Annotated in this window: 25 protein-coding genes and 1 pseudogene; 9 read left to right on the top strand and 17 right to left on the bottom strand. The window is 71.2% G+C overall.

Annotated features, from left to right (window positions below):
- Window positions 1-9: 9 nt before the first annotated feature.
- From LE548_RS37510 to LE548_RS37495, 4 genes are all read right to left on the bottom strand, one after another.
- Complete coding sequence (locus LE548_RS37510) at window positions 10-843, bottom strand: LAGLIDADG family homing endonuclease (protein ID WP_225101520.1); 834 nt, start codon at window positions 841-843, stop codon at window positions 10-12.
- Between the two features lie 165 nt (window positions 844-1008).
- Window positions 1009-1194, bottom strand: coding sequence for a hypothetical protein (locus LE548_RS37505; RefSeq protein ID WP_225101519.1), 186 nt, complete (start codon window positions 1192-1194; stop codon window positions 1009-1011).
- Window positions 1194-1961, bottom strand: coding sequence for an SDR family NAD(P)-dependent oxidoreductase (locus LE548_RS37500; protein ID WP_225101518.1), 768 nt, complete (start codon window positions 1959-1961; stop codon window positions 1194-1196). Before LE548_RS37500 ends, LE548_RS37505 begins: the two co-directional genes overlap by 1 nt.
- A 53-nt stretch (window positions 1962-2014) precedes the next feature.
- Complete coding sequence (locus LE548_RS37495; RefSeq protein WP_225101517.1) at window positions 2015-2353, bottom strand: YnfA family protein; 339 nt, start codon at window positions 2351-2353, stop codon at window positions 2015-2017.
- A gap of 136 nt (window positions 2354-2489) precedes the next feature.
- On the opposite strand from LE548_RS37495, the gene LE548_RS37490 reads away from it, so the two are divergent.
- Complete coding sequence (locus LE548_RS37490; protein ID WP_225101516.1) at window positions 2490-2999, top strand: hypothetical protein; 510 nt, start codon at window positions 2490-2492, stop codon at window positions 2997-2999.
- 12 nt (window positions 3000-3011) lie between these two features.
- Here LE548_RS37490 and LE548_RS37485 read toward each other — a convergent pair whose 3' ends face one another.
- The gene (locus LE548_RS37485) at window positions 3012-3416 is read right to left on the bottom strand and encodes a helix-turn-helix domain-containing protein (RefSeq protein ID WP_225101515.1); all 405 of its coding nucleotides are present in this window, start codon (window positions 3414-3416) and stop codon (window positions 3012-3014) included.
- A gap of 139 nt (window positions 3417-3555) precedes the next feature.
- Here LE548_RS37485 and LE548_RS37480 point away from each other — a divergent pair, with 139 nt between their 5' ends.
- The 6 genes from LE548_RS37480 to LE548_RS37455 all read left to right on the top strand — a co-directional run bounded on the left by LE548_RS37480 (window position 3556) and on the right by LE548_RS37455 (window position 10017).
- Window positions 3556-4446 carry an NADP-dependent oxidoreductase gene (locus tag LE548_RS37480; protein ID WP_225101514.1) on the top strand — a complete coding sequence of 297 codons (891 nt, stop codon included), beginning with the start codon at window positions 3556-3558 and terminating at the stop codon, window positions 4444-4446.
- 102 nt (window positions 4447-4548) lie between these two features.
- The gene (locus LE548_RS37475) at window positions 4549-5631 is read left to right on the top strand and encodes an LLM class flavin-dependent oxidoreductase (RefSeq protein WP_225101513.1); all 1083 of its coding nucleotides are present in this window, start codon (window positions 4549-4551) and stop codon (window positions 5629-5631) included.
- Between the two features lie 105 nt (window positions 5632-5736).
- Window positions 5737-6480, top strand: a complete 744-nt coding sequence (locus LE548_RS37470; protein WP_225101512.1) for a response regulator transcription factor — start codon at window positions 5737-5739, stop codon at window positions 6478-6480.
- Complete coding sequence (locus LE548_RS37465) at window positions 6481-7926, top strand: HAMP domain-containing sensor histidine kinase (RefSeq protein ID WP_225101511.1); 1446 nt, start codon at window positions 6481-6483, stop codon at window positions 7924-7926.
- An 85-nt stretch (window positions 7927-8011) separates the two neighbouring features.
- Complete coding sequence (locus tag LE548_RS37460; protein WP_225101510.1) at window positions 8012-8671, top strand: hypothetical protein; 660 nt, start codon at window positions 8012-8014, stop codon at window positions 8669-8671.
- Between the two features lie 77 nt (window positions 8672-8748).
- Window positions 8749-10017 carry an ArgE/DapE family deacylase gene (locus tag LE548_RS37455; protein ID WP_225101509.1) on the top strand — a complete coding sequence of 423 codons (1269 nt, stop codon included), beginning with the start codon at window positions 8749-8751 and terminating at the stop codon, window positions 10015-10017.
- Window positions 10018-10023: 6 nt separating this feature from the next.
- On the opposite strand, the gene LE548_RS37450 is transcribed toward LE548_RS37455, so the two are convergent.
- Both LE548_RS37450 and LE548_RS37445 read right to left on the bottom strand, forming a co-directional pair.
- Window positions 10024-11853: a phosphatidylglycerol lysyltransferase domain-containing protein gene (locus LE548_RS37450; protein WP_225101508.1), complete on the bottom strand. Its 1830-nt coding sequence runs from the start codon at window positions 11851-11853 to the stop codon at window positions 10024-10026.
- Between the two features lie 183 nt (window positions 11854-12036).
- The gene (locus LE548_RS37445) at window positions 12037-12306 is read right to left on the bottom strand and encodes a hypothetical protein (protein WP_225101507.1); all 270 of its coding nucleotides are present in this window, start codon (window positions 12304-12306) and stop codon (window positions 12037-12039) included.
- Between the two features lie 190 nt (window positions 12307-12496).
- Here LE548_RS37445 and LE548_RS37440 point away from each other — a divergent pair, with 190 nt between their 5' ends.
- Both LE548_RS37440 and LE548_RS37435 read left to right on the top strand, forming a co-directional pair.
- Window positions 12497-13270, top strand: coding sequence for an MBL fold metallo-hydrolase (locus LE548_RS37440; protein WP_225101506.1), 774 nt, complete (start codon window positions 12497-12499; stop codon window positions 13268-13270).
- Window positions 13271-13443: 173 nt separating this feature from the next.
- Complete coding sequence (locus tag LE548_RS37435; protein ID WP_225101505.1) at window positions 13444-14340, top strand: helix-turn-helix domain-containing protein; 897 nt, start codon at window positions 13444-13446, stop codon at window positions 14338-14340.
- A gap of 114 nt (window positions 14341-14454) precedes the next feature.
- On the opposite strand, the gene LE548_RS37430 is transcribed toward LE548_RS37435, so the two are convergent.
- The 10 genes and pseudogenes from LE548_RS37430 to LE548_RS37385 all read right to left on the bottom strand — a co-directional run bounded on the left by LE548_RS37430 (window position 14455) and on the right by LE548_RS37385 (window position 23498).
- Window positions 14455-15630, bottom strand: coding sequence for a flotillin family protein (locus LE548_RS37430; protein WP_225101504.1), 1176 nt, complete (start codon window positions 15628-15630; stop codon window positions 14455-14457).
- An 11-nt stretch (window positions 15631-15641) separates the two neighbouring features.
- Window positions 15642-15893, bottom strand: a complete 252-nt coding sequence (locus LE548_RS37425) for a hypothetical protein (RefSeq protein WP_225101503.1) — start codon at window positions 15891-15893, stop codon at window positions 15642-15644.
- A gap of 129 nt (window positions 15894-16022) precedes the next feature.
- Window positions 16023-16772, bottom strand: coding sequence for a polyprenol monophosphomannose synthase (locus LE548_RS37420; protein WP_225101502.1), 750 nt, complete (start codon window positions 16770-16772; stop codon window positions 16023-16025).
- Entirely contained in the window at window positions 16769-17533 is a 765-nt protein-coding gene (locus LE548_RS37415; protein ID WP_225101501.1) for a hypothetical protein, read from the bottom strand. The genes LE548_RS37420 and LE548_RS37415 overlap by 4 nt, the downstream gene beginning before the upstream one ends.
- Window positions 17530-17841: a PadR family transcriptional regulator gene (locus tag LE548_RS37410; RefSeq protein ID WP_225101500.1), complete on the bottom strand. Its 312-nt coding sequence runs from the start codon at window positions 17839-17841 to the stop codon at window positions 17530-17532. Before LE548_RS37410 ends, LE548_RS37415 begins: the two co-directional genes overlap by 4 nt.
- A 214-nt stretch (window positions 17842-18055) precedes the next feature.
- Complete coding sequence (locus LE548_RS37405; RefSeq protein ID WP_225101499.1) at window positions 18056-19585, bottom strand: hypothetical protein; 1530 nt, start codon at window positions 19583-19585, stop codon at window positions 18056-18058.
- A gap of 107 nt (window positions 19586-19692) precedes the next feature.
- A pseudogene (locus LE548_RS37400) lies at window positions 19693-19842 on the bottom strand (transcriptional regulator); the annotation flags it as partial.
- Window positions 19843-19883: 41 nt separating this feature from the next.
- Complete coding sequence (locus LE548_RS46210; RefSeq protein WP_225101498.1) at window positions 19884-22583, bottom strand: caspase family protein; 2700 nt, start codon at window positions 22581-22583, stop codon at window positions 19884-19886.
- 47 nt (window positions 22584-22630) lie between these two features.
- Entirely contained in the window at window positions 22631-22990 is a 360-nt protein-coding gene (locus LE548_RS37390; protein WP_225101497.1) for a hypothetical protein, read from the bottom strand.
- Window positions 22991-23117: 127 nt separating this feature from the next.
- Complete coding sequence (locus LE548_RS37385; protein WP_225101496.1) at window positions 23118-23498, bottom strand: helix-turn-helix transcriptional regulator; 381 nt, start codon at window positions 23496-23498, stop codon at window positions 23118-23120.
- Window positions 23499-23955: the final 457 nt, after the last annotated feature.

Raw genomic sequence — 23955 nt, 5'->3', positions numbered from 1 at the left:
CGTGTTTGGTTACTGCTTGTCGGGCATCGGAACTTGGCCCGTGCGCAGTCGCCAGAGGCGGAGATTGCAACTCTTTTCGGTCCTGCCGAGCACCTCGGCAGCGGCTGTTGGACTGTTGAGCTCCAATAGCATGCGGTCTTCCTGCTCGCTCCAGCAGCGCTTTGTGTATTCGGCCCTCATGCCAGTGGGGCGAACCCAAGTGGCGAGAGAGTCAGCGCAGGTGTGCTTGCGCTCCAAGGAGAGGCAGTTGGCGTAGTACAGGTCGGCGGTCAGACGCTGCGCTGTCTCCATCGAGTAGAAGATGTTGTAGATGTCGTCGCGCGTGTTGCGCTTGAGCATGCGCTCCGCCCCCGTCACGTCTCTGGCGTATTCACGCAGACAGGACGCGATGGCGGTGCTCGCCGTGGTGAGGGAGATGAAGGGGAATCCCTTGCTGGTGAAGCCGACCGAGCCGTCTGCGTCGATGAGGCCGCGCAGATAGTCGCGGCGCGAGAATTCGACGTCGGGAGGAGCGATCGTCTTTGACTTACGGCCGTACGGCAGGCCGAGCTCGTTGAGCCTGGTCCTGGCTTCCAGGGAACACAGGCTCCAGATCGCGGCGCGGTGAGTCTCGGCGAAGTTGGTCGACCGGGTGCGTTCGGTGATGCTGCTGTTGTACGGCGTCAGTTTCTGGAACTTGCGCAGCAAGTCGATGTCGCGGGCGCTGATCTCGACGGTCAGTCGCCCTCGTTGCCGCGATTGCTGGGACAGATGTCCATCCGCCTGCACGAACCCGAACATGTACGCATACTCGGGCACCGTCAGGTCCATGAACCGGTGGGCGTTAGGCTCGCAGTCAGCCACGGGAAGCCTCCACTTCCATGCTGGTGAGGCCCTCGGCCGGGACTGCAATCCCTGCCGAGGGCCGTCGAGTTGATCGTGTGGCGCGAGCCTAGGGCGCCCGTTCGGTTGGTGATCGGGTGATCGGTGAGGTTCCCCCGTGTGAGTGAACGGGGGCGGAGTGGCAGGTCAGTGGCCGTGGCGGACGGCGTAGATCATGACGAAGGCCACGACGTGGATGCCGAAGAGGAAGTAGCCCAGGAACCACCAGACCCTGCGTTCGTCATGGGTTTCCTGGGCCAGGCGGGCCTTTTCGAGGGACTTTTCCAGGGAGTCGAGGGAGTCGGCCTGGGACTCGGGGGTTTCTTCGGGCATCACGGCTCCCGGTGGACCTTGGTGTTGGAGGCCTGGGCGCGGGGGCGGAGGATCAGGAGGTCGACGTTGACGTGGCTGGGGCGGGTGACCGCCCAGGTGATGGTTTCCGCCACGTCGTCCGCCGTGAGGGGGGCGGCGACGCCCTCGTAGACCTTCGCCGCCTTCGCCTCGTCTCCGCCGAAGCGGGTCAGGGCGAACTCGTCGGTCTTGACCATGCCGGGGGCGATCTCGATCACCCGGACCGGTTTGCCCACGATCTCCAGGCGGAGGGTCTCCGCGAGGACGTGGGTGCCGTGCTTGGCGGCGACGTAGCCGGCGCCGCCCTCGTACGTGCCGTGGCCCGCCGTGGAGGACACGACCACGATCACGCCGTCGCCGCTCGCCTCCAGCTTCGGCAGCAGGGCCTGGGTGACGTTCAGGGTGCCGATGACGTTCGTCTCGTACATCGTGCGCCAGTCCGCCGGGTCGCCGGTGGCCACCGGGTCCGCGCCGAGGGCGCCGCCCGCGTTGTTCACCAGCACGCCGATCGTCTGGAACGCCGTGGCGAACTCGTCCACCGCCGCGCGGTCCGTCACGTCCAGCGGGTACGCCGTCGCCGAGTGGCCCGCCTTGGTCAGTTCCTCGGCCAGTTCCTCGATGCGGTCCTTGCGGCGCGCGGTGAGGACGACGCGGTAGCCGGCCGCGGCGAGCTGCCGGGCCGTGGCGGCTCCGATGCCGCTGCTCGCACCGGTGACGACGGCGATGCGGGAGGCGGGGGCCGGGGCCATGGGCAGCTCCTGGGGTCTGGTCGTGGCGGGTCTGCGTCCAGCGTAAGTGAGGCTCAGGCGCCGTTCCTCGGCGCCCACATGATCACGGCCATTCCGGCGAGGCAGATCAGCATGCCGGTCAGGTCCCAGCGGTCGGGGCGGTAGCCGTCGGCGATCATGCCCCACAGGATCGAGCCCGCGACGAAGATCCCGCCGTACGCCGCCAGGATGCGGCCGAAGTGGGCGTCGGGCTGGAAGGTGGCGACGAAGCCGTAGGCGCCGAGGGCGAGGACTCCGCCGGTCATCCAGAGCCAGCCCCGGTGCTCGCGTACGCCCTGCCAGATCAGCCAGGCGCCGCCGATCTCGAAGAATGCGGCGACGACGAACAGGGCGGCGGAGCGGAGGATCGGCATGGGTGTCAGCTTCTCATCCGGGGTCCGGCGGCTGAGCCTGTCACCTGTTCGAGGGCGCCTGGGCGGCCGGGCTCGGTGGCATGCATGCGACGTCGGGTCTTTCGTGAGTGCGGGGAGTGCGGGTGAGGTGAGTGGCGTGCGGGTGAGTGGCGTGCGGGTGCGGGTGCGGGTGCGGGTACGGGCGTGGGTGGCGGCGGGGGCGGTGGCGGGGGTGTGTGCCGGGTTCGTTCTGGTGCCGGGGGTTGCGTCGGCCGCTCCTGTGCCTGAGGCCGATCTGGCCTTTCACGGGACCGCGCTGATGGCCGGGGACACGGTGGACGTGCGGCTGACTCCCCGGAACAACGGGCCCGCCGCTGTGCCGGATGCGACGGTGCGGCTGCGCTGGTCGGTGCCGCTGGCCGTGGCGCAGCAGCTGCCTGCCCGGTGTGTGCGGGAGGACGAGCGGACGGTGGTGTGCTCGACGGGCGCGCTGGCTGTGAACGGGGTGGGGGAGCAGGTGATGGTGCCGGTGCGGCTGATGGAGAAGGCGTCGGAGGTCACGCTGGAGATCGGCACGGTGTGGGGTGGCGGTGCGGTGGACAGGGATCACACGAACGACGAGTTGAAGGTGCTGGTGCTGGACACCGGGGACGCCTATGCCTTCTGAGCTGCTGGTGGGTCAGGCGGGGTTCTCGGCGTCGTAGCGCTCGCGGGCGTCCCGTACTTCCTCGAAGTGGGTCTCGGCCCAGTCCTTCACGGCGGTGAGCAGGGCGGCGAGGCTGGTGCCGAGGGGGGTGAGGGCGTAGTCGACGCGGACCGGGACGGAGGGGGTGACGGTGCGGGTGATGATGCCGTCGCGTTCGAGGGTGCGCAGGGTCTGGGTGAGCATCTTGGGGCTGACGCCGGCGATCTTGCGGCCGATGTCGCTGTAGCGCTTGGGGCCCTGGGCGAGGGCGGCGACGACGAGGCTGACCCATTTGTCGCTGAGCCGGCCGAGGAGCTGGTTGGTGGGGCATGCGCGCAGGAAGGCGTCGTAGTCGGCGCGGGCCTGTTCGCGTCGCTGGGAGGCGGTCGTGGTGGCCATGGTCCCTCTCCTTCGGGTCTGCTACGCACTCTCAGGTAACTACTTACCAATAGATAGTAGCTCTCCTACGGTGGGTTGTGCGGCCGGGAAGTCCCGCGCGATCGAATCGTCAAATGGCTTGTTTTCAGGGAGAGTTGTCATGCGTGCTGCTGTGGTGAGGACGTTCGGCGGTCCGGAGGCCGTGGAGATCGCGGAGGTGCCGGTGCCGGAGCCGGGGGCGGGGCAGGTGCGGATCAAGGTGGCCGCGGGTGCGCTGAACCCGGTGGACGCGGGCGTGCGCGCCGGCGTCTTCGGTGGGGCCGGCAAGACGATCGGGCTCGGCTGGGATGTGGCCGGCACGGTGGACGCGGCGGGGGTGGCCGCCGCCTGGCAGGTCGGGGATCCGGTGGTGGCGCTGGTGGCGAGTGTGGCCGAGCCGCTCGGGGCGCACGCGGAGTACGTCGTGGTCGACGCGGACGCGGTGGCGGTGGCGCCCGCCTCGGTGGACGCGGTGCACGCGGGCACCCTGCCGTTGAACGGGCTGACCGCGGTCCAGGCCCTGGATCTGCTGGATCTCGCGCCGGGTTCCTCGCTGCTGGTGACCGGGGCGGCGGGCGCGGTCGGCGGGTTCGCGGTGCAGCTGGCCGCGGGCCGGGGGATCGAGGTGACCGGGCATGCGCGGGCGGGTGACGAGGAGCTGGTGCGGTCGCTGGGGGCCGCGCGTTTCACGGCCGGTGGGGGAGAGCCGGGCGGTGTGGACGCGGTGCTGGACGCGGCGGTGCTCGGTGAGACGGCGCTGGCGTGGGTGCGGGACGGCGGTGTGTACGTCGGGGTGCGGCCCGGTGGGCAGCCCGGTTCGGTGCGCGGGGTGCGTACGGACGCGGTGGCGGTACGGCCGGACGGGGCGCGGCTCGCGGAGCTGGGCCGGCTGGTGGACGAGGGGGTGCTGACGCTGCGGGTGGCCGAGACGTATCCCTTGGGGGAGGCGGCGAAGGCGCATGTGCGGCTGGCGGAGGGCGGGCTGCGGGGGCGGGTGGTGCTGGTGCCGTAGGGGTTGGCTGTGGGGTTCGGTCGTGGGGGTCGGAATAGGCGAGGTGGGGTGGCCGTTGCCGGGGTATAGTTGAACAGTCAACAACCTGGAGGGTGAGCGGCCATGCAGTTCGGGATCTTCACGGTCGGCGACGTCACGCCGGACCCCACCACGGGGCGTACGCCGACCGAGGCGGAGCGCATCAAGGCGATGGTCGCCATCGCGCTGAAGGCCGAGGAGGTCGGCCTGGACGTCTTCGCGACCGGCGAGCACCACAACCCGCCGTTCGTGCCGTCGTCGCCGACCACGATGCTCGGCTACATCGCGGCACGGACGCAGAACCTGATCCTGTCCACCTCCACCACCCTGATCACCACCAACGACCCGGTGAAGATCGCGGAGGACTTCGCGATGCTCCAGCACCTGGCCGACGGCCGGGTGGACCTGATGATGGGCCGCGGCAACACCGGGCCGGTGTATCCGTGGTTCGGGCAGGACATCCGGAAGGGCATCGACCTCGCCATCGAGAACTACGCCCTGCTGCGCCGGCTGTGGCGCGAGGACGTCGTGGACTGGGAGGGGAAGTTCCGCACCCCGCTGCAGGGCTTCACCGCCACGCCGCGGCCGCTGGACGGGGTGCCGCCGTTCGTCTGGCACGGCTCGATCCGCTCACCGGAGATCGCCGAGCAGGCCGCCTTCTACGGCGACGGCTTCTTCCACAACAACATCTTCTGGCCCGCCGACCACACCAAGCGCATGGTCGAGCTGTACCGGACCCGCTTCGCCCACTACGGCCACGGCACGCCCGAGCAGGCGATCGTCGGACTGGGCGGCCAGGTGTTCATGCGGAGGAACTCGCAGGACGCGGTGCGCGAGTTCCGGCCGTACTTCGACAACGCGCCGGTCTACGGCCACGGGCCGTCCCTGGAGGACTTCACCGAGCAGACCCCGCTGACCGTCGGCTCGCCGCAGCAGGTGATCGAGAAGACGCTGGCGTTCCGGGAGTACGCCGGTGACTACCAGCGCCAGCTGTTCCTCATGGACCACGCGGGGCTGCCGCTGAAGACCGTGCTGGAGCAGCTCGACCTGCTCGGCGAGGAGGTCGTACCCGTGCTGCGCAAGGAGTTCGCCGTGGGACGTCCGGCGGATGTGCCCGAGGCACCGACCCACGAGTCGCTGCTCGCCGCGACGGTGAGAGGACGGTAGGGGGCGGGGGTGGGTTCCCTTGGGACCGTGAGAGGGCGGTAAAAAGCGTGATCGTAGACCCGCCCGGTTCCGTCGAACCACCGGAGGGCTTGGCAGACTGGGTGCGTGCCCCAGACTGTGCTGCTCGCTGAAGACGACCGTGCCATCCGTCATGCCCTGGAGCGTGCCCTGACGCTGGAAGGCTACGCGGTGACGGCGGTCGCCGACGGCGTCGAGGCGCTGGCACAGGCCCACAAGACGCCGCCGGACGTGCTGGTGCTCGATGTGATGATGCCGGGGATCGACGGGCTTCAGGTCTGCCGGGTGCTGCGTGCCGAGGGCAACCGCACCCCGATCCTCATGCTCACCGCCCTCGTGGAGACCGCCGACCGCATCGCCGGTCTGGACGCCGGCGCCGACGACTACGTCGTCAAGCCCTTCGACGTGGAGGAGGTCTTCGCGCGGCTGCGTGCGCTGCTGCGCCGTACCAGCCCCGTGCCCGCCACGACCGGCCCGAGCGGCGGTGCCGGCGGCAGTGACGCGCCGCGCGCCGACGTGCAGATCTCCGACCGGCAGGTCGAGGCCGCCGGTATCCGTATGGACCTCCAGGCCCGGCGCGCCTGGCGTGGCAAGCGGGAGCTGGAGCTGACCCGCACCGAGTTCGAGCTGCTCGAACTGCTGGTGCGCAATGCCGGGATCGTGCTCGACCACTCCACCATCTACGACCGGATCTGGGGATACGACTTCGGGCCCGGGTCCAAGAACCTCGCCGTGTACGTCGGCTACCTGCGCCGCAAGCTCGACGAGCCCGGCGCGCCGCAGCTGATCCACACGGTACGGGGCGTGGGTTACGTGCTCCGGGAGGACTGAGTGGGCCGCCTCCAGCGGCTCCGGCGGCTGCTGGCCCGGCGCCGGCCCAAGCTCGTCTCCCTGCGCACCACGTTCGTCGTCTCGTTCGCGGCCGTCACCGCGGCGGTCACGATCCTGGTCGGCATCCTGTCGTACAGCTCGGCCGCCCGGCTCGTCCGTGTCGACCAGCAGACGGTGTTCTCGCAGGTCGTGCAGGACGTGCGGGACGAGGTGCGGCAGCACGAGATGGTCCCCGAGGACTTCTCCTCCTCCCGGCCCGGACATGATCTGGTGCGGCCCGCCCGTACCGATGTGCAGGTGCTCGGCGCGCAGGGCCAGATCGTGGACCGTGGCGATCCGCGCCTGCCCGTGACCTCCCGCGACAAGGCGATGGCCCTCGCGCAGACCGCCGGGAAGGTGGTCCAGCACAAGGACGTGCCGGTGGACTCGGACCTGTACCGCATCGCCACCATCTCGCTCGGCGACGGGCGGGGCGCGGTGCAGGTCGCGCAGGAGTTCAGCGACACCGAGGATCTGCTGCGCACGCTGCAGCGGCGCACGCTGGTGCTGATGGTGGTGGTCGTGCTGGCGGCCGGGCTGTTCGGCTGGTGGCTGGCCCGGCGGATCACCCGGCGGCTGGTGATACTGACCACCGCCGCCGAGGACGTCGCCCGCACCCGCCGGCTCGGCATCCAGGTGCCGGTGGCCGGACTCGACGAGGTCGGCCGGCTCGGGCGCGCCTTCGACCGGATGCTGGGGCGGCTCGCCCAGTCCGAGGAGGACCAGCGGCGGCTGGTGCAGGACGCCGGCCATGAGCTGCGGACGCCGCTGACGTCCCTGCGCACCAACATCTCCCTGCTGCGGCGGATCGACGAGCTGCCCCCCGCCACCCGCGAGGAACTCGTCGCCGACCTCACCCAGGAGGCCCGCGAGCTGACCGACCTGGTCAACGAGCTGGTCGACCTCGCCGCCGGGCAGTCGGACACCGAGCCGCCGCAGCGCGTGGACCTCGCCGACATCGCCGAGGAGGTCGTGGGGCTGGCCAAGCGCCGTACGGGCCGCAAGATCGTGCTGCGCACCAGCGGCGACACGACCACCGACGGGCGGCCCGGGATGCTCCAGCGGGCCATGTCCAACCTGGTCGAGAACGCGGCCAAGTTCGACCGGGGCGGCGACGCGCCCATCGAGGTCAACATCACCGGGCCCGCGCGGCCCGGGACCGTGCGGGTGGAGGTCCTGGACCGGGGGCCGGGGATCGCCGAGGGCGACCTCATCCGCATCTTCGACCGCTTCTACCGTGCCGCCGACGCCCGCTCGCTGCCCGGCTCGGGCCTCGGGCTGTCCATCGTCCGCGAGGTCGCGCTGGCCCACGGCGGAGCACCGTTCGCCTTCCGGCGCGAGGGCGGCGGCGCGGTCATCGGGTTCACCGTGGGCGGCGAGCAAGTGCAGAGCGGCGGCGGCAGCTGACCTTCCCGGGTGAGTACGGATACCCAGGCCGGGGCGGGTAGCCACGCCCATCCGCCGGGCCCGGCCGGCGGCCTACGGTCCCGGTATGCCCGAGCAGATCACACCCACGCACACCCGCGCCCTCGGCTTCGGATGCGGAGCCGTCGCGCTCGCTGTCCTCCTCTCCCTGGCCTCCTGGATCGTCCATAACGCGCAGTCGACGGACTACGCGACCCTCGCGCCCGAGAAGCGGGCCGGCCGGCTCCTGCGGTACTCCCAGGAGGCGTACGACGTCCTGGGGTTCACGCGCGAGGTGCGGCCGGGGACCGAAGCCTTCGGGGTCGGCGTGGGGAGCGCGTTCAGCGCCGGCTTCTGCTACGACAACGGCCCGCTGGGGGTGGAGGACAAGACCGTCGACGGGGCCTACCGGCTCAGCCATGAGTGGGCGCTGGACCACGTGCCCGAGGGGCAGGCCGTGCCCGGGCTGCGGCGGCTGCGATGGCGGCTGGCGGAGGAGGGCTGGAAGATCAGCGACTACCGCGCCGGTGGGGCGGGCGCGGACGCGGAGCTGTTCGTCCAGCGGGACGGCGGGGACGAGCGGATGTCGTTCACCTGGTACGCGGACCGGGAGTATTTCGACGGTGGTGCGTCCGTGCCCTGTGCGTACGTCCCCGGGCCGCGGACCGATTCCGTCGGGTCCTGGGACCCCGACTCCGCCCTCGCCTCCCTGCCGGCGCCCGTTCTCGGCCCGTCGCCGGCCCGCTGACCGCCCTCTGTTCCCTGCGCCCGGCGCGGGTGATGATCGGGGCAGGGACCGACCGGATCGACGAGGGGGCCGTGAGGATGCTCAGCCGTACGGAGGCCGCCGCGGTCGCGTGTGTGGACGAGGAGGCGCTGGGGCGGACGCTGCTGGAGCTGATCTCCGTGCCGAGCGTGACCGGGAGCGCGGCCGAGTCGGAGCTGCAGCAGCTGCTCGCCGGGCGGCTGGAGCGGCTCGGGCTGGACGTCGACCTGTGGTCGATGGACCTGCCCGCGCTGCGCGCCGACCCGGGGTTTCCGGGGACGGAGGCGGCCCGGGACGAGGCGTGGGGGCTGGTCGGGTGCACGGCGGGCGGCGGGGACGGGCCGACGCTGATCCTGCAGGGGCACGTGGACGTCGTACCGCCCGGGGATCCTCAGGCGTGGGACGGGGATCCGTTCGTGCCGCGGGTCGTGGGCGATGTCGTGTACGGGCGCGGGGCGTGCGACATGAAGGCCGGGCTGGCGGCGCATCTCGCGGCGCTGGCGGCGATCCGGGCGTCCGGGGTGCGGCTGCGCGGGCGGGTCGCCGTGCATTTCGTCGTCGGGGAGGAGGACGGCGGGCTCGGGGCGTTCGGGACGCTGCGGCGCGGGCACACGGGGGACGCGTGCGTGATCGCCGAGCCGACCGCGGGCACCCTCGTCACCGCCAACGCCGGCGCCCTCACGTTCCGCCTCACCGTGCCCGGCCGGGCCGCCCACGCCAGCTCCCGGGACGCCGGGGTCAGTGCCGTGGACGCGTATCTGCCGCTGCACCGGGCGCTGGCGGAACTGGAGACCGAGCGCAACCGGAACCCCTCCCCGCTGATGGCCGAGTACCCGATCCCGTACGCCCTGTCCGTCGGCACGCTGCACGCCGGTGACTGGGCCAGCAGCGTGCCGGACCTGCTGGTCGCGGAGGGGCGGCTCGGGGTGCGGCTGGGCGAGGAACCGGCGGCGGCGCGGGCCGAGTTCGAGCGGTGCGTGGCGCGGGCGTGCGCCCGGGACGCGTGGCTGCGCGAGCATCCGGCCCGGGTGAGCTGGCCGGGCGGGCAGTTCGCCAGCGGCCGGCTGCCGCAGGGGCATCCGCTGCGGGACGAGGTGCGTGACGCCTGCGCCGACGTGGGCGGCTGGGCCGCCCGGCCCCGAGAGCGCGGGGCGCCGTACGGCAGCGATCTGCGCTTGTACGCCGGTGCCGGGATCCCCACGCTGCAGTACGGGCCCGGCGATGTGCGGGTGGCGCACAGCGCCGGTGAGCACGTCTCGTTGGGTGAAACGGCGGCCGTCGCGCGGGCCTTGGTGGTCACGGCGCTGCGGACGGCCGGGGTGGAGTAGAGCGCGTCACGGCGCCGGAGGCTGGCTCATCCCCGGCAGCGTGAGGAACCCTTCCGCACGGGCGCTCGCCAGCCCGATCCGCGGGATGTCGCGGGACTTGGCGAAGAGCAGGAAGCGCGGTTCCCAGACCGGGCGGTACTTGGCATTGGCCCGGTACAGGGACTCGATCTGCCACCAGCGGGAGAAGAAGGTGAGGATGGAGCGCCACAGGCGCAGCACGGGGCCGGCGCCGAGGCGGGTGCCGCGTTCGAAGACCGAGCGGAACATGGCGAAGTTCAGCGAGACCCGCTGCACTCCCAACTCCTTGGCCTGGAGCAGGAGTTCCACGACCATGTACTCCATCAGGCCGTTCTCGCTGTCGCGGTCGCGGCGCATCAGGTCCAGGGAGAGGCCGTGCTCGCCCCAGGGCACGAAGCTGAGCAGGGCGCGGGGCTCGTCGTTCGCGTCGCGGCACTCCAGCATCACGCAGCGGCCGTCCGCCGGGTCGCCGAGCCGGCCGAGGGCCATGGAGAAGCCGCGTTCGGTGGCGCCGTCGCGCCAGTCGTCGGCGCGCTGGACGAGGACGGCCATCTCCTCGGCGGGGATGTCCTCGTGGCGGCGGACCCGGACCGTGTAGCCGGCCCGCTTGACCCGGTTGTGGGCCTGGCGGACCACGCGCATCGCGCGGCCCTCCAGGGTGAAGTCGGCGATGTCGACGATGGCCTCGTCGCCGAGTTCCAGCGCGTCCAGGCCGTGGCGGCGGTAGATCGTGCCCGCCTCCTCGCTCGCGCCCATGACGGCGGGGATCCAGGCGTGGCGGCGGGCCTCGGTCAGCCAGGCGTCGATGGCGCCGGGCCAGGCCTCGGGGTCGCCGATCGGGTCGCCGGAGGCGAGGGAGACCGCGCCGACGACGCGGTAGGTGATGGCGGCCTTGCCGGTGGGGGAGAACATGACGGCCTTGTCGCGGCGCAGCGCGAAGTAGCCGAGGGAGTCGCGGGCGCCGTGCTTGTCGAGCAGCGCGCGCAGCTTCTGCTCGTCCTCGTCGGTGAGCAGCTTCCGGCCGCGCGGGGAGCGGAAGCAGGCGTACAGGACCAGGCAGAAGGCGGCGGCCAGCAGGATGTTGAGGATGATGTCGACCCAGCGGGGCGCGTGCACGGAGTCGACCCGGTCGGCGAGCGGGCCGACGCTGACGCCACGCAGCAGGCTGTAGGCCACCTCTTCGAGCAGGGGGGCGTGGGGCAGCTTGTTGGTGGCGTGCACGAGCAGGGTGCCGAGACCGCCGGTCACCAGGACGCCACCGGCGCCGACGGCCAGTGCCAGCTTGGGGTTGGAGGGGTCGCCGACGGCGTTGAACTCGCGGCGGCCGATCAGCAGCGCGGCGACGAAGAGGCCGGTGAGGGCGGTGGAGACCCAGTTGAAGGCGTGGTCGCGGAACGGGTGCTGGGTGAGCGCGAGGACGTAGAGCACGAACAGGGGACCCGCGCACAGCAGGTTGACGAGCCATGCGGCCCGCTTCCCGCGCCGCATCACCAGCGCCAGGAAGATCGCCGCCGCGGCCGAGGCCAGGCCGGCGGTGGCCAGGTACGGGGTGAAGAACTGGCCGGCGTGGTGCGTGTGCGCGTGGACGTGGCGGGCGGTGAAGATCTTGCCGTCGTTGTGTTCCTGCACCTCTTTGCGGAACGGCAGCGACATGACCGCGATGATGTTGAAGACGGCGATCAGCCGCAGGTACCACACGGTGGCCGCGGCTGCTCTCGCCCGCAGCTTCGGGCCGGGCGTGGGCAACGAGAACTCGCGACGGCTGCCGCGCTGGTTCGGGACCTGCGCGTCGATCACGGTCGACTGCTGTGCGGGCATGGTGACTGGTCACCTTGAGGGGGAGGAGGGGACGGGGCAGACGCTGACCCTACAGTTCGTAAGGTAAGCGCCGGGTATCCGGAGCGTACCGGCATCCGCTCTTACCTGGAGCTCCTTGTGCCCGCGTTCCTGAGAACTCCCTGTGCTCGCCTTACCCGGATTTACTTACCCGGACTCAGGGACTTACCTGCCCGCGCCGCGGCGGGAGGCCGTCAGATGCCAGGCCAGATTGCCCACCGCGGCGCCGGCCGCCACGGCGGCGACGATCACTCCGCCGGTCGCGAGGCCGTCGCTGAACAGATGGGGGCGCCGGTCGAGGCTGTGCAGGCCGAAGCCGCACAGCTCGTACACGCCCACGGCGGCGATGATCAGGCTGACGACCAGCAGGGTCACCGTCGGCGCGAGGCTGTGCGCGCAGACCTCCCTGCCGGCTTTCGTCTCGGTGTCCTGCATGGGTCCCCCGTTGAACAGACGTGGCCGCTGCCGGTTGGGAACCTACAATACGTAGGGTTTCCGGGTGGTGCCGCCGGGCCCGCAGATCTCCGGGGCGTTCGCGATTCTCACGTTATCCCTTGCCGCTATCCGTGAGTGAGGTTTACTGTTCCTCACGGATGACATTCCTTCAAAACGTGAGGTGAGTAAGATGGCCGCCGAGCCCTCCGCGTCCGGTGAGCGGATCCCCGTCCGTGTCCTCGGCGGTCCCACCGTCCTCATCGAGTACGGCGGCCTCCGCCTCCTCACCGACCCGACCTTCGACGACCCCGGCGACTACCCCTCGCCCAGCGGCCGGACCCTGGTCAAGACCGCCCCGCCGCGCATGAGCGCCGCCGAGCTGGGTCCCGTGGACGTCGTCCTGCTCTCCCACGACCAGCACGCCGACAACCTCGACCACTCCGGCCGCGCCCTGCTCGCCGCCACCCCGCGCACCTTCACCACGCCCGCGGCGGCCGAGCGGCTCGGCGGCGGCACCGTGCCGCTCACCCCCTGGCAGTCCGCCGAGCTGCCCCGCCCCGACGGCGGTACGGTCACCGTGACCGCCACTCCCGCCCTGCACGGCCCCAAGGGATCCGAGCCCCTCGTCGGCGAGGTCACCGGCTTTCTGCTGACCTCCGCCGACCTGCCCAGCGTGTACGTCAGCGGTGACAACGCCTCCCTGGAGCTGGTCCAGGAGATCGCCGACCGGCACGGCCCCGTCGACACGGCCGTCCTCTTCGCCGGCGCGCCCCGCCTGAAGGTCCTGGACGACGCCCTCCTCGTCCTCGACGGCGAGGGCGCGGCCACCGCCGCCGGCCTGCTCGGCGCCCGCCGGGTGGTGGCGGCCCACTGCGACAGCTGGGCCCACTTCACGGAGGGCCGCGCGGAGGTCGTGACGGCGTTCACGAAGGCGGGACTGGCGGACCGGCTCCAGCTGGACTGACGTACCGCCGGCGCGGGCTCCTCGGCGCCCCGGTCCGTCCGGCCGGGACCGGCTCCGGGTCCGGCGGCACGTGGGTGGTCATCGCGTGACCACCCGCACGGCTCCCGTCCGCCCCGCCCGGCGGGCATGATGGACGAAAGGCCGCCACGACGGACGATCTTCGGGAGGCATGGATGGACGCCCCGTCCGAGCTGGGAGACTTCCTCAAGACCCGCCGGGCCGCCGTACGGCCCGAGGACGTCGGGCTCGCCACCGCGCCGAACCAGCGCCGGGTCGCCGGACTGCGCCGCGAGGAGCTGGCCCTGCTCGCCGGCGTCAGCGTCACCCACTACACCCGGCTCGAACAGGGCCGCGCGGCCGGTGTCTCGGACTCCGTGCTGGAGGCGATCGCCCGCACCCTGCGGCTCACCGCGGACGAGACCGCCCATCTCAAGGACCTGGCCCGCCCCGCCACCGGGCGCCGACCCGCCGCACCCCGTACGGAACAGGCGACCGCGTCCGCCCGCCAGCTGCTCGCCGCCATGACCGACGTACCGGCGCTGGTCCTCGACCGGCGCTCCGACGTGCTCGCCTGGAACCGGCTCGGACACGCGCTGCTCGCCGCCCATCTGGGGTGGGAGGCCCCGCAGGCGCCCGAAGCCCGGCCCAACCTGATCCGCATGCTGTTCCTGGACGAGCGCTACCGGGACCTGTACGCCGACCGCACGGAGGAGGCCCTGCTCGCGGTCGCCTCCCTGCGGCTGGTCGCAGGGAGGCACCCCGAGGACCGCGCCCTGGCCGAGCTCGTCGGCGAACTCTCCATCCAGAGCGGCGAGTTCGGCGCACTGTGGGCCCGGCATCCGGTGCGCACCTGCACCTCGGGCGGCAAGACACTGCGTCATCCGGCGGTCGGCGACCTGGAGTTGAGCTTCGAGAACCTGTGCATCCCCGGCCCCTCCGGCCAGCGCCTCATCGCCTACACCGCCGAGCCCGGCTCCCCGTCCGACGCGGGCCTGCGGCTGCTGGCGAGTACGACGGGCCCGGCAGAGGCCCACCCGGTCACCGGGGAACCGGTGGGCGACCCGCGCTGAATCGCGGACAGCGGGCGACGGCGCCGGCCGGGCCACCGCGGTACGCGTGCGCGGTGCCGGACGGCTCGAACTCGTCGGCACCGGCCATCACTTCACGCTCGCCGAGGCGGACCGCTAGTCGACGTTCACCGGCCCGTCGTCCGACGTGCCGCCCTTGTTGCCCGAGTGCAGCTGGAGCAGGCCCTTGTCGGTGTCGGCCTTGCCGTCCTGGCCGCCGTTCAGGTTCTGGCGGACCGAGTCGAGGATCGTCAGGCCCTGGGAGACCAGGCCGGCGGCGATCTCGCCGAGGCCGTCCGCGCCGTTCAGGACGTTGACGTTGGCACCGGCCAGACCGCCCGCGGCCTCCTTCACGATCTGCGGGAGCTGGTCGATGAGCATCCGGTCGAGCGCGACCCGGTCGTAGGAGGCCGCCGCCTCCGCCTGGATCTTCATGCGCTGGGCCTCGGCGGCGGCCAGGATCCGCACCCGCTCGGCCTCGGCCTGGGCGGGCTTGACCACCTCGGCCACCAGCTGCTGCTGGCGCAACTCGGCCTGCTTCTGGGCCAGTTCGGTCTGCGCCGCCAGCACCTCCTGCTGGGCGTGGGCCTGCGCCAGCGGACCGGCCTGGGCGGCCTGGGCCTGCGCCCGGTCCACCTCGGCCGAGTACTCGGCCTTCACGATGGCGGTCTGCCGGGCGTACTCCGCCTGCTTGCGGGCCGCCGCCTGCTCCGCCTCGACCGAGGCCTGGGTGGCCTGCGCCTGGGCGATCTGGGCCTGGCGCTGGATGGCCGCCTTGTGCGGGGCGGACATCGCGGCGATGTAACCGGTGTCGCCGTCGTCGATCGACTGGATCTGCAGCGAGTCCACGATCAGGCCGATCTTGGCCATCTCCACCTTCGAGGTGTCCAGCACCTCGGCGGCGAGCTTCTGCCGCTCGGTGACGATCTCCTCGACCGTCATCGAGCCGATGATGGCCCGCAGGTGGCCGGCGAAGATCCGGCCGGTGAGCACCGACATCTGCTCCTGGTCGGACAGGAAACGCTGGCCGGCGTTGATGATGCTCTCCTGGTCGTTGCCGACCTTGAAGGCGATGACCGCGCGGACGTGCAGCGAGATGCCCTGCTTGGTCACGCAGGTCTCGGTGACCTCGGCCTCACACATCGACAGTGTGAGGAACCGGACCTTCCGGAAGACCGGGAGCACGAACTTGCCGTGGCCCGTGACCACGCGGAACGGAGCGCCCCCCAGTCCCCGCCTGCCACCCGAGATCAGCATCGCCTCGTCGGGCGCGGGAACGCGGTATCCGAACATTCCTGTACTCCTCAGCTTGCGCCGGCGGTGTCTCCGCCGAGCGCGTCCAGTGGATCAACCCACTCGATGACCGCGACCTCGCGGCATCCCCGTGATTCGATCACGAGGACCGTCGCGCCCGCGGGCAGGGGATCCTCGGACCAGGCCAGGAACGTCTCGGAGCCGCCTCTGACCCGTACCAGGACCTCCCCGGGACCGGCGGATCCGCGCGTCCCGATGAGCACCTTGCCCGTACAGCCGACCACGGCCTCGTCCTGCGGCATCACCGGCCGTCCTCCTCGTCCTGACCTCAGGAATCCGACGATAGCCCCAGTCGGGCCAGGACCCAACGGGCAGGGCGGCACGGCGTACCGGCGGGTACGGGGGAAGTGGTACGGCGGCCGGAGCGCGCCTCAGCGAGGGCCGCTGCCGAAGCGCAGCCGCCACGGTGTGAGCGCGGATTCGACCTGCACGGCCAGGCTCATCTTGGAGGCGCCCGTGACCCGCTCCGCGAACCGGATGGGCACCTCCACAACGGTCAACCCCCGGGTGATCGTGCGGTAGTTCATCTCGACCTGGAAGGAGTAGCCGTTGCTGCGCACCGTCGGCAGGTCGATCGCCCGCAGTGTCCCGGCCCGCCAGGCCTTGAAACCGGCGGTGGCGTCCTTGACGCCGAGCCGCAGGATCGCGTCGACGTAGCGATTGGCCCAGACGGACAGGGCCTTGCGGTGCCACGGCCAGTCCGCGGCCGTGGAGCCGCCCGGGACGTACCGGGAGCCGAGGACGACGGCGGCGTCCCGCGTCAGCAGTGCGTCGAGCATCGCCGGGATCGCCTCGACCGGGTGCGAGAGATCGGCGTCCATCTGGATCACCACGTCGGCGCCCTCGTCCAGCGCGCGCGTCATACCGGCGAGGTAGGCGCGGCCGAGCCCGTCCTTCGCGGTGCGGTGCAGCACGCCGACGGTGCCCGGCGACGCGGCGGCGAGCCGGTCGGCGACCTCGCCGGTGCCGTCGGGGGAGTCGTCGTCGACGACGAGCAACCGCAGGTCCGCCACCGGCAGTTCGGCGAGAAGGCGCGCCAGCACGGGCAGGTTCTCCCGCTCGTTGTAGGTCGGCACGACGACAACGACGGCCGGAGATGCCGGAGTCGAGGCGGCTGTCATCGTCTCCGGCCCTTCTTCCGGCGCAGGTCGCGGCCGGCGCTCAGGGCGGTGGCGGCCAGGAGGCCCAGCGCCAGGGTCTCCGTGGCGGAGAGCGGGCCCGGGGGTGCGGCGAGGAGATTCCGGGCGGCGGCGAGGGCGAGTCCCGTGCCGATGTACAGCAGGGCCGCGGACAGCCGGCGGGTCGACGGCAGGGCGGCCGTACGGGCGATCCGGGCGACCAGGACGCACAGGCGGACGGCGACGAAGCCGAGCGTGAGCCAGTAGGAGGCGACCATGGCGGCGGCGGTGAGGCCGGCCGGCCGGGCGGGTGTGCCGCTCCACGCCAGCAGGCACAGGTCCAGGAGCGCGGCGGCCGGCGCCGCCAGGGTACGGACCGCAGCCCCTGCCAGCCGGCGCAGTGCCGCGCCGCGCAGCGGGGGCAGGGGTGCGGCGAGGGCGAGGCCGAGCAGCAGCGGGGCGAGCCACAGGCCGCCGGCCGGGTGCCGGGGGCCGACGGCCAGGGCGTCGGAAGGCTCGAAGGAGCGCAGCAGCAGCCCGGCGGCCGCGGTCAGCGCGAAGAGGGCGACCGTCGTCACCCGGCGGGTCTGCCCGGCGAACGTCTCGGGCCAGTCGCCGGGGTGCAGCCACAGCCGGACGGCCCCCGCGACGGTGTCGGGCCAGGACCGGATACCCGACGCGGACACCTCGCTGCGGATGTCCGCGCCCCAGCGCTCACGTACGGCCGGCGGATACAGGCCGGTCAGCAGCGTGGCCGCGCTCATGCCGGACCGGCCCCGAGGGCGCGCAGACCGGCCGCGGAGATCCGGGCCATCTGCTGCAGTTCCGCCCGCAGTTGCTCCCGCCCGGCATCGGTGATCCGCATGGTCCGGTGCCGTGCCTCGGCCTCACCGGCCTCGTCCGCGGCCCGGACCAGCTCCCGTGCCTCCAGCCGGGCCAGCGCACCGTAGAGGCTGCCGGGGCCGAGCCGGTGCCCGGTCAGCTCCTCGATCGCGGTGTTGATGGCGTACCCGTGCCGCGGCCCGCCCGCGAGGACGGTGAGCACCAGCATCTGGGCGTCGTTGCTGTGCATGCGTCGTCTCCTTGCCTTCGGGACGACATGGTACGAGGCTCGATAGTACTTGTCACGTAGTACGGGGCGTGTACTGCGGGAGGCGTGCTGTGGGACGTGTGCTGCGGTGCTGTGGTGGCGCTGTCGAAACGCGGCCGGGGGGCCGCCCGGGGAAGATCCTCGGGCGGGCCGCCGGTGTGAGTCGCCGGTGTGGCGGTGGTGGGGCCGTCGGTCCTCAGCTGACGGCGTACGCGTTGTACACCGTCGTGGTCGAGCTGTCGCCGTGGGTGTCGGTGACCGTCGAGCGCAGGCCGACGCGGCCGGAGGACGGGTTGTGGACGGCGATGGTCCACGTGCCGCCGGACAGCTTCGCGGCGGTGGCGTGCCAGGTCGTGCCGTTGTCCGTGGTGTACCAGGCCCGCACGGACCTCACACTGTCCGACAGCTGCTGGATCGTGCCGTCGCCCGTGCCGGTGCGCTGCATGCCCAGGGCGACGGTCGTGGTCGAACCGGAGGCCGCCTGGTTCCTGGAGTTCAGCGCGTAGGGCCAGAACCGGGTGATGTAGTCCCGGATCTGCTGGTTCTTGCCGGGGTCCGCGTAGAAGGTCAGGCTCAGGCCGGCCGTGGTCGACAGCGAACCGGACGGCAGGCTGCGCCGGCCGCTCTCGTACAGCGTGTACCAGCCCGCACCGGGGAGCACCGGCTGCCCGTCGATCTCCTGCCCGCGGCCGTAGGTGTGCGAGTAGAGCGTCTTGCCCGCGTGGGTCAGCCGCACGCTGCCACTGGCCAGCGTCCCGCCGGCGGCAAGGGCCGGGTCCGCGAACATGTTGATGGACCCGAGATACAGCTGCTTGTACCAGGTGTAGGGCAGCCGCCCGCCGGGCCCCCAGACCGCGTGACCGAGGGTCAGCGAGGTCGTCGTGCCCGCCGCGTAGCTGTGGAACCCGTCAACGATGAGGTCGTTGGCATCCTGGCCCACCTGCCACTGCCCGGCCGGGAGGTGGGCGGTGAAGGAGTTGGGCAGCTCACGCCGGAACTGGAGTGAGTTCGTGGACATCGAGCAGCTGTCGGTGCTCGTCGTCGCCTGGTAGCCGAACGAGAATCGCGCCTGTCCGCTGTCGGGACCCGAACGGGCGGACACCTTGAGGGCGGCCAGCCCGGACTGCTTCAGCGTCGCGGACACCCCGGACGGCACACCGCCCGTGTGCGTGGCGGACGCCACCCAGAAGTCCCCGCCGGTCGCCGAGCGCGGCTGGTACGTGGTGCCGTAGGACAGCTCGTACGCCTTGCTGCTCGACGGGATGACGTACATCTTGCCGGCCGGCGCGGACGTGCCCATGTTGGCGGGCCCGTTGTCGGAGGCGCAGACGTACGCGCTGACCGTCTGGTCGTATCCGCTGCCCGGGTTCGGACTGAGCGAGACCTTGACCGCGCGGCCCTGCCGGGCGTCGAACGTGGTCTTCGTGGTCCCGGAGACGGTCACACTGTGCCCGCCGACCGTGGCGCCCTCGTCCTGGGCGTCGCTGATGGACGTGACGAGCTCGTAGCTGCCGGCGGGCAGTGACGTCGCCTTGTTGCTCTCGATGAAGCGGAAGTCGTTCGTCTTCGTGTTGTAGACCGCAACCTGGGCGTACACCGGCTTGCCGGCCCGGTCCAGCGTCGTGACGGTGAGTGATCCGCCCGCGGCCGACGCCGTGGGAGCACCGGCCAGAAGAAGCGGCCCGAGCGCGATGACGACACTCGCTGCCGCTGTGGTTCGCCGCATCAAACCCCCCAATAGGTGCGCGACAAAAGTGAGTCACCGTAGCGCACGGGCGACGCGTACCCATCACCGGCCCCTCACCGGGCCTTCACCGGCAGCTCATCGGCCCCTCACCGGCTCCTCACCGGCCCTTCAGGGCAGCAGCCGGCCTCCGCCGCGGAGGCGGCCCAGGAGGCGAGGAGGTGCAGGGAGTCGTGCCCGGGTGTGCCGGGGGCGGCGCTGTAGGCGGTGAGGGTCAGGCCGGGCTGGGCGGGCAGTTCCGATTGGTGGCCAGGATGTCCAATGGCCCCCGTGGCGCTGATCAGCCGCCGCCCCTGGCGAGGCGGTGCAGGATGTCCCAGCCCTTGTGTGTCATGCGAGGATTGTCCCGGCCCAGCAGATGATCCTGATTGAGTCGAGTGACCGCCTGGCAGGTCTCGGAGCCGTAGGAGCTCTCGCTCGCCAGCTGATCGAGATATCCGGCCCGTTTCAGGAGCCTCTGCAACTGCTCGACGTCCGCGTGGACGCGGCCCGGCACGAGGCGCCGCGGGAACGGTGGGAGCATGAAGTGCCTGCGGTCGGACTGGAGGGGAATGCTGAGGGCTTGCCCCTCATAGAGGGTGTACGGGGCTCGGAGGGTGTTCTCATCGATGATCCCCGCTTGGCGCACGCCGTAGCGCTTTGCGATGTCAAAGACGGATTCATCGCGTTTGACGACATACATCACGTGCGTGTGTGGCGATGGCTGGTAGGCGAAGCGCTGACGCGGCCACCACGGCCACCAGGGCTCCGCGGGCTTGCTCTCGGTCCGCGCGGTGCGCAGGAGGTCGGCGAAACCCTCTGCGCGGGAGGCCCGTTGCTCCAGATACCGGGCGCAGCCGATCTGTGAACGCTCCTCCAGTGCGATGACGAGGTGTGCCTGTGCGGCCATGCTCCACTCGGCGACGGCCGCCCGGAGGATCTTGTTGGACAGAGTGTTGGCCTCTGCCTTTTCCAGGCTGTCCACCATCGTGACCACCTGGTCGGCGGGGCGTTCCGTAATGCTGAGCAGTAGTTCCGACTTGTGCGGGAGAGAGCGCTCCAGCGCCACGGCGAGTCGGGCCAGGTCACTGGGTGGGCACGTCTGCCAGAGTTCGGGCAGCTCGGCGTCGCTGACGAACCGCGACCCGGTGTGGTCCAGGTGGCGGAGCATTCCGGCGGCGTGGCCCACGGGACGGTGGAGGCTCAGCCAGAAGATGCGGTCCGCCGGTCCGTCCTGTCCCGCGGCGTCCAGCTTGCTCACCAGGTAGGCGGCCTGGCTGGGCGAACACGTTCGAGCGGCGTCGTCCAGGAGTTCTCTCATCGCCTGGTCGGCGACCAGGTCGGTGAGGTGCGAGGTGATGGAGGCGAATTCCTCGACTGTCCGCTCCCGCGCCGTGTGTATGGCTGCCTCCAGCGCGTGCTGGTGCTGGCCGACCGTCAGCAGATGCGCGATGAACTGGGAGACATCCTCTGTGGGCCAGTGCTGCACAGCCAGGAACCGGGCGCTGGCAGCGGCGTCGACGAGTTGGTTCGCCTGCAAGGCTGCCACCAGCTCCGCCAGGTAGTGGGGGCCGCGTTGGCTCATACCGACCGCGAAGATCTGTCGCGCCGCGTGTTCGTGCCCTTCCCGCACGAGGACGGAGATCATCTCGGCGGCATCGATCGCGCTGCGCTTCGCCGCGACGATCTGGGAGAGGAGGGCTGCGGTGTCCGGCATGCCGTCGACGCACAGAGGCAGGAACAGTGCCGTGACGTCAGCGACGGCCCGGCGTTCGGCGACGGACCGCGCGACGTCGGCGAGAAGGTGGGCCAGGTCGCCATGGGCGAGTTCCTGCATCAGCTGGACAGTCTCTGCTACGTCCCTGGTCAGTGCACAACCCGTGAGGAGCGCCCGCGCGTGTTCGGTGAGGTCCGCGCGGCAGAGAGCCTCGGCGAACCGGACAGCCTGCTGTGTCGGCTGTAACCGTACGGAAAGCTGAAGCAGGCTGACCACGCACTCGTCTGCGGACATCGCGTGCAGCAGGTCCACCAGATGTGCGGTTTCCTCCACGGGCCGGGTCAGGAACAGGGTCGGCAGCGCGGCCTCGGCCGGGGCACGATGACCGGCCTCGAAGAGAGCAGCCAGGAACGGGGCGAGTTCGGTGACCGCTCGTACCTGGAGGGCCGTACGGACGATGTCGCCGGCGGTGGCCGAGCGCTGCTCGCTCAGCAAGCCCACCGACGTCACCAACTGGGCGACCGTGGCGGTGCGCGGCGTCGACTCCAGGACATGCAGCATGTCGTGGTGGGCATCGGCCGGGGGCGGGGCGGCAGGCACATAGGCGCTGTTGCGGATGAAGGGGGTGGCGCCCAGGCCGTTGCGGTCCAGGTCCAGCGGCGTGGGTCGGCCTCGGGCCTTCAGCCGCCCCCGTACATGGCGGAAGATGACATTCAGGTCGAGCAGTTCGCTCGCGCCCGGCACGCCCCCGCTCAAGGTCTCGATGAGTTCGGCGGTGAAGGCCGTGTAGGTCTCCCCTGGCGGGGCGAGAGCTACGGCCGTTTCTCCCGCCGCGGCCATGACATAGGTACCGTCCACCTCCGCGAGGTCGATGACCGACTCGGACTGGATGCCGAACGCCCGTGCGCCGTAGCAGCAGTCCAGGATGACGATGCGCCGGGTCGCTCCGGTTGACTCGATGGGGCGCCTGATCCAGTCGTAGGGGACGGCTGTGTCGTAGACGGAGTCGTTGTCGCTCTGCGGAATGGCCAGGTGCAGGGCTCCCTTGTCGTCCAGGAGACCGTGCCCGGCGTAGTAGATGAGCAGTGTGTCGGTCGCTTCGCGCGCGGCCTTCTGCACGGCCTTCGACACCTCGGCGGTGGTGGCCGGGTCGACCAGGGCGACGCAGTTCTCCGTGCGAAGCGGAGCGGCGGCCCCGCACAGCAGTGCCCTCAGCGCGGGTACGTTGGCCTGTACGGCGGGCAGATCATCGAGGTGGGAGTAGCTGCTGGCACCGACGAGCACTGCGCGTGAACGCTCCGGGCAGGGAAGGCAGTCCACGGTCGGCGCGCCTATTCGAGCTCAAGCCGTTCGAGGAGCATCTGCGCCTCTTCCACCGAGCTGGTGCTGATCTCCACGGTTACTCCGTCGGGCCGGCGAACCGTCAGGACCGGGTGCTGCGGTCGTGTGGCGCGCCAGCTCATGAGGCTGACCGCCAGCGAAGCGGCGTTGAAGGCCGAACCGAGCACCAGTGAGAGAACGTCGATCACCGAGCCCTGTGCCCCCGGTACCGGCGGGTCCACTGCGCCTAACTGCGGGGCCGTGAGGCGCCTCGTCTGCCGGTCTGTGTGAAGCCAACCGTGCAGCGATCTCAACTCGGCCTCTGTTTGAAGGCCGTTCAGCCCCACGACAGCAACTTGGACTTGCACCATCGCCCCTCTCTCGTCACAGCCCTCATCGCCTAAAAACGTCGCTCCTGACGCGACGGTTCCCGACGGGCCAAGGCTCGCCGGCGGCAGATCCGGTCGGCGCCCCGTGAAATTTTGAGAGCGATCGAAATCAGATGCCGCGGGCTGCCGACCCCGCCTCCTCCGCGAGGGAGGCGGCCAGCACGGCCGACAGCAGGCCGGGAAACCGCTGTTCCATCTCGTCGGTGCGCAGCGTGTTCATCTTCGTCGTGCCGACGTAGTACTGCCGGATCACACCTGCCTCGCGCAGCACGTTGAAGTGGTGCGTGAGCGTCGAGAGCGACACCGGCGCGTCGAAGGTGCCGCAGCTCTTGTCCTCACCCGCCCGGGCCAGCTGTGACACCACCATGCGCCGCACCGGATCCACCAGAGCCTCCAGGACCTGCTGCAGCGAAACCTCCGACAGATCGGGGTGCTCCACTGTCCGGGCGGCGGTGCGGGGGCGGGCCACGGTGACTCCTTGGGGCGGCATCGATGCGGTCAGGCCATAGTACGACCGCCATCGAAACGGGCTGGCCCCCAAGATCGATCGTGCCGGTGTGCCTGCCCTCCAGTACCTCACCGGGTGGGGTCGGGGCGGTGCGCGTCGAGGACCTCGCCGGTGCAGGTGATCAGGGTGGGGCCGAGTCGGACGTTGTGGTTGTTGGGTTGACCTGGTCGGCGGCGGAGGGAGAGATGCGGAGGCGGCCGTCATGAGCGGCTGCCGCGATCTCGGGGCTGGTGAAGGTCTTGCCCGCCGCCCACGGCACATCCGTGCCCCCAGCGAAACCAAGGTGCCCTGGCCGCCTGACGACACATCTCCGGCACCAAAAAGGGCGAGGCCCGAAAACCCCGTCCGAAACCAGCAAAACCCCACCCATGAGGGCCGGGCCTGTCAAGCGCAGATGTGACCTCGGCCTTCGGCTTTTGTTCCTCGCCGAGGCGTTTTC

This window comes from Streptomyces sp. CoH27 (assembly GCF_020181035.1).
Classification (GTDB): domain Bacteria; phylum Actinomycetota; class Actinomycetes; order Streptomycetales; family Streptomycetaceae; genus Streptomyces; species Streptomyces camelliae.
Note: the sequence above shows the minus strand (reverse complement) of the source record. Positions and strands in the feature narration are given on the sequence as shown.

Coding starts and splice junctions, on each gene's coding strand:
- LE548_RS37475 (WP_225101513.1), top strand. CDS start 4,549: ATGCAGTTCGGGATCTTCACGGTCGGCGACGTCACGCCGGACCCCACC.
- LE548_RS37485 (WP_225101515.1), bottom strand. CDS start 3,416: ATGGCCACCACGACCGCCTCCCAGCGACGCGAACAGGCCCGCGCCGAC.
- LE548_RS37435 (WP_225101505.1), top strand. CDS start 13,444: ATGGACGCCCCGTCCGAGCTGGGAGACTTCCTCAAGACCCGCCGGGCC.
- LE548_RS37390 (WP_225101497.1), bottom strand. CDS start 22,990: ATGGTGCAAGTCCAAGTTGCTGTCGTGGGGCTGAACGGCCTTCAAACA.
- LE548_RS37405 (WP_225101499.1), bottom strand. CDS start 19,585: ATGCGGCGAACCACAGCGGCAGCGAGTGTCGTCATCGCGCTCGGGCCG.
- LE548_RS37480 (WP_225101514.1), top strand. CDS start 3,556: ATGCGTGCTGCTGTGGTGAGGACGTTCGGCGGTCCGGAGGCCGTGGAG.
- LE548_RS37425 (WP_225101503.1), bottom strand. CDS start 15,893: ATGCCGCAGGACGAGGCCGTGGTCGGCTGTACGGGCAAGGTGCTCATC.
- LE548_RS37445 (WP_225101507.1), bottom strand. CDS start 12,306: ATGCAGGACACCGAGACGAAAGCCGGCAGGGAGGTCTGCGCGCACAGC.
- LE548_RS37385 (WP_225101496.1), bottom strand. CDS start 23,498: ATGCCGCCCCAAGGAGTCACCGTGGCCCGCCCCCGCACCGCCGCCCGG.
- LE548_RS37440 (WP_225101506.1), top strand. CDS start 12,497: ATGGCCGCCGAGCCCTCCGCGTCCGGTGAGCGGATCCCCGTCCGTGTC.
- LE548_RS37410 (WP_225101500.1), bottom strand. CDS start 17,841: ATGCACAGCAACGACGCCCAGATGCTGGTGCTCACCGTCCTCGCGGGC.
- LE548_RS37415 (WP_225101501.1), bottom strand. CDS start 17,533: ATGAGCGCGGCCACGCTGCTGACCGGCCTGTATCCGCCGGCCGTACGT.
- LE548_RS37460 (WP_225101510.1), top strand. CDS start 8,012: ATGCCCGAGCAGATCACACCCACGCACACCCGCGCCCTCGGCTTCGGA.
- LE548_RS37430 (WP_225101504.1), bottom strand. CDS start 15,630: ATGTTCGGATACCGCGTTCCCGCGCCCGACGAGGCGATGCTGATCTCG.
- LE548_RS37420 (WP_225101502.1), bottom strand. CDS start 16,772: ATGACAGCCGCCTCGACTCCGGCATCTCCGGCCGTCGTTGTCGTCGTG.
- LE548_RS37500 (WP_225101518.1), bottom strand. CDS start 1,961: ATGGCCCCGGCCCCCGCCTCCCGCATCGCCGTCGTCACCGGTGCGAGC.
- LE548_RS37450 (WP_225101508.1), bottom strand. CDS start 11,853: ATGCCCGCACAGCAGTCGACCGTGATCGACGCGCAGGTCCCGAACCAG.
- LE548_RS37505 (WP_225101519.1), bottom strand. CDS start 1,194: ATGCCCGAAGAAACCCCCGAGTCCCAGGCCGACTCCCTCGACTCCCTG.
- LE548_RS37455 (WP_225101509.1), top strand. CDS start 8,749: ATGCTCAGCCGTACGGAGGCCGCCGCGGTCGCGTGTGTGGACGAGGAG.
- LE548_RS37495 (WP_225101517.1), bottom strand. CDS start 2,353: ATGCCGATCCTCCGCTCCGCCGCCCTGTTCGTCGTCGCCGCATTCTTC.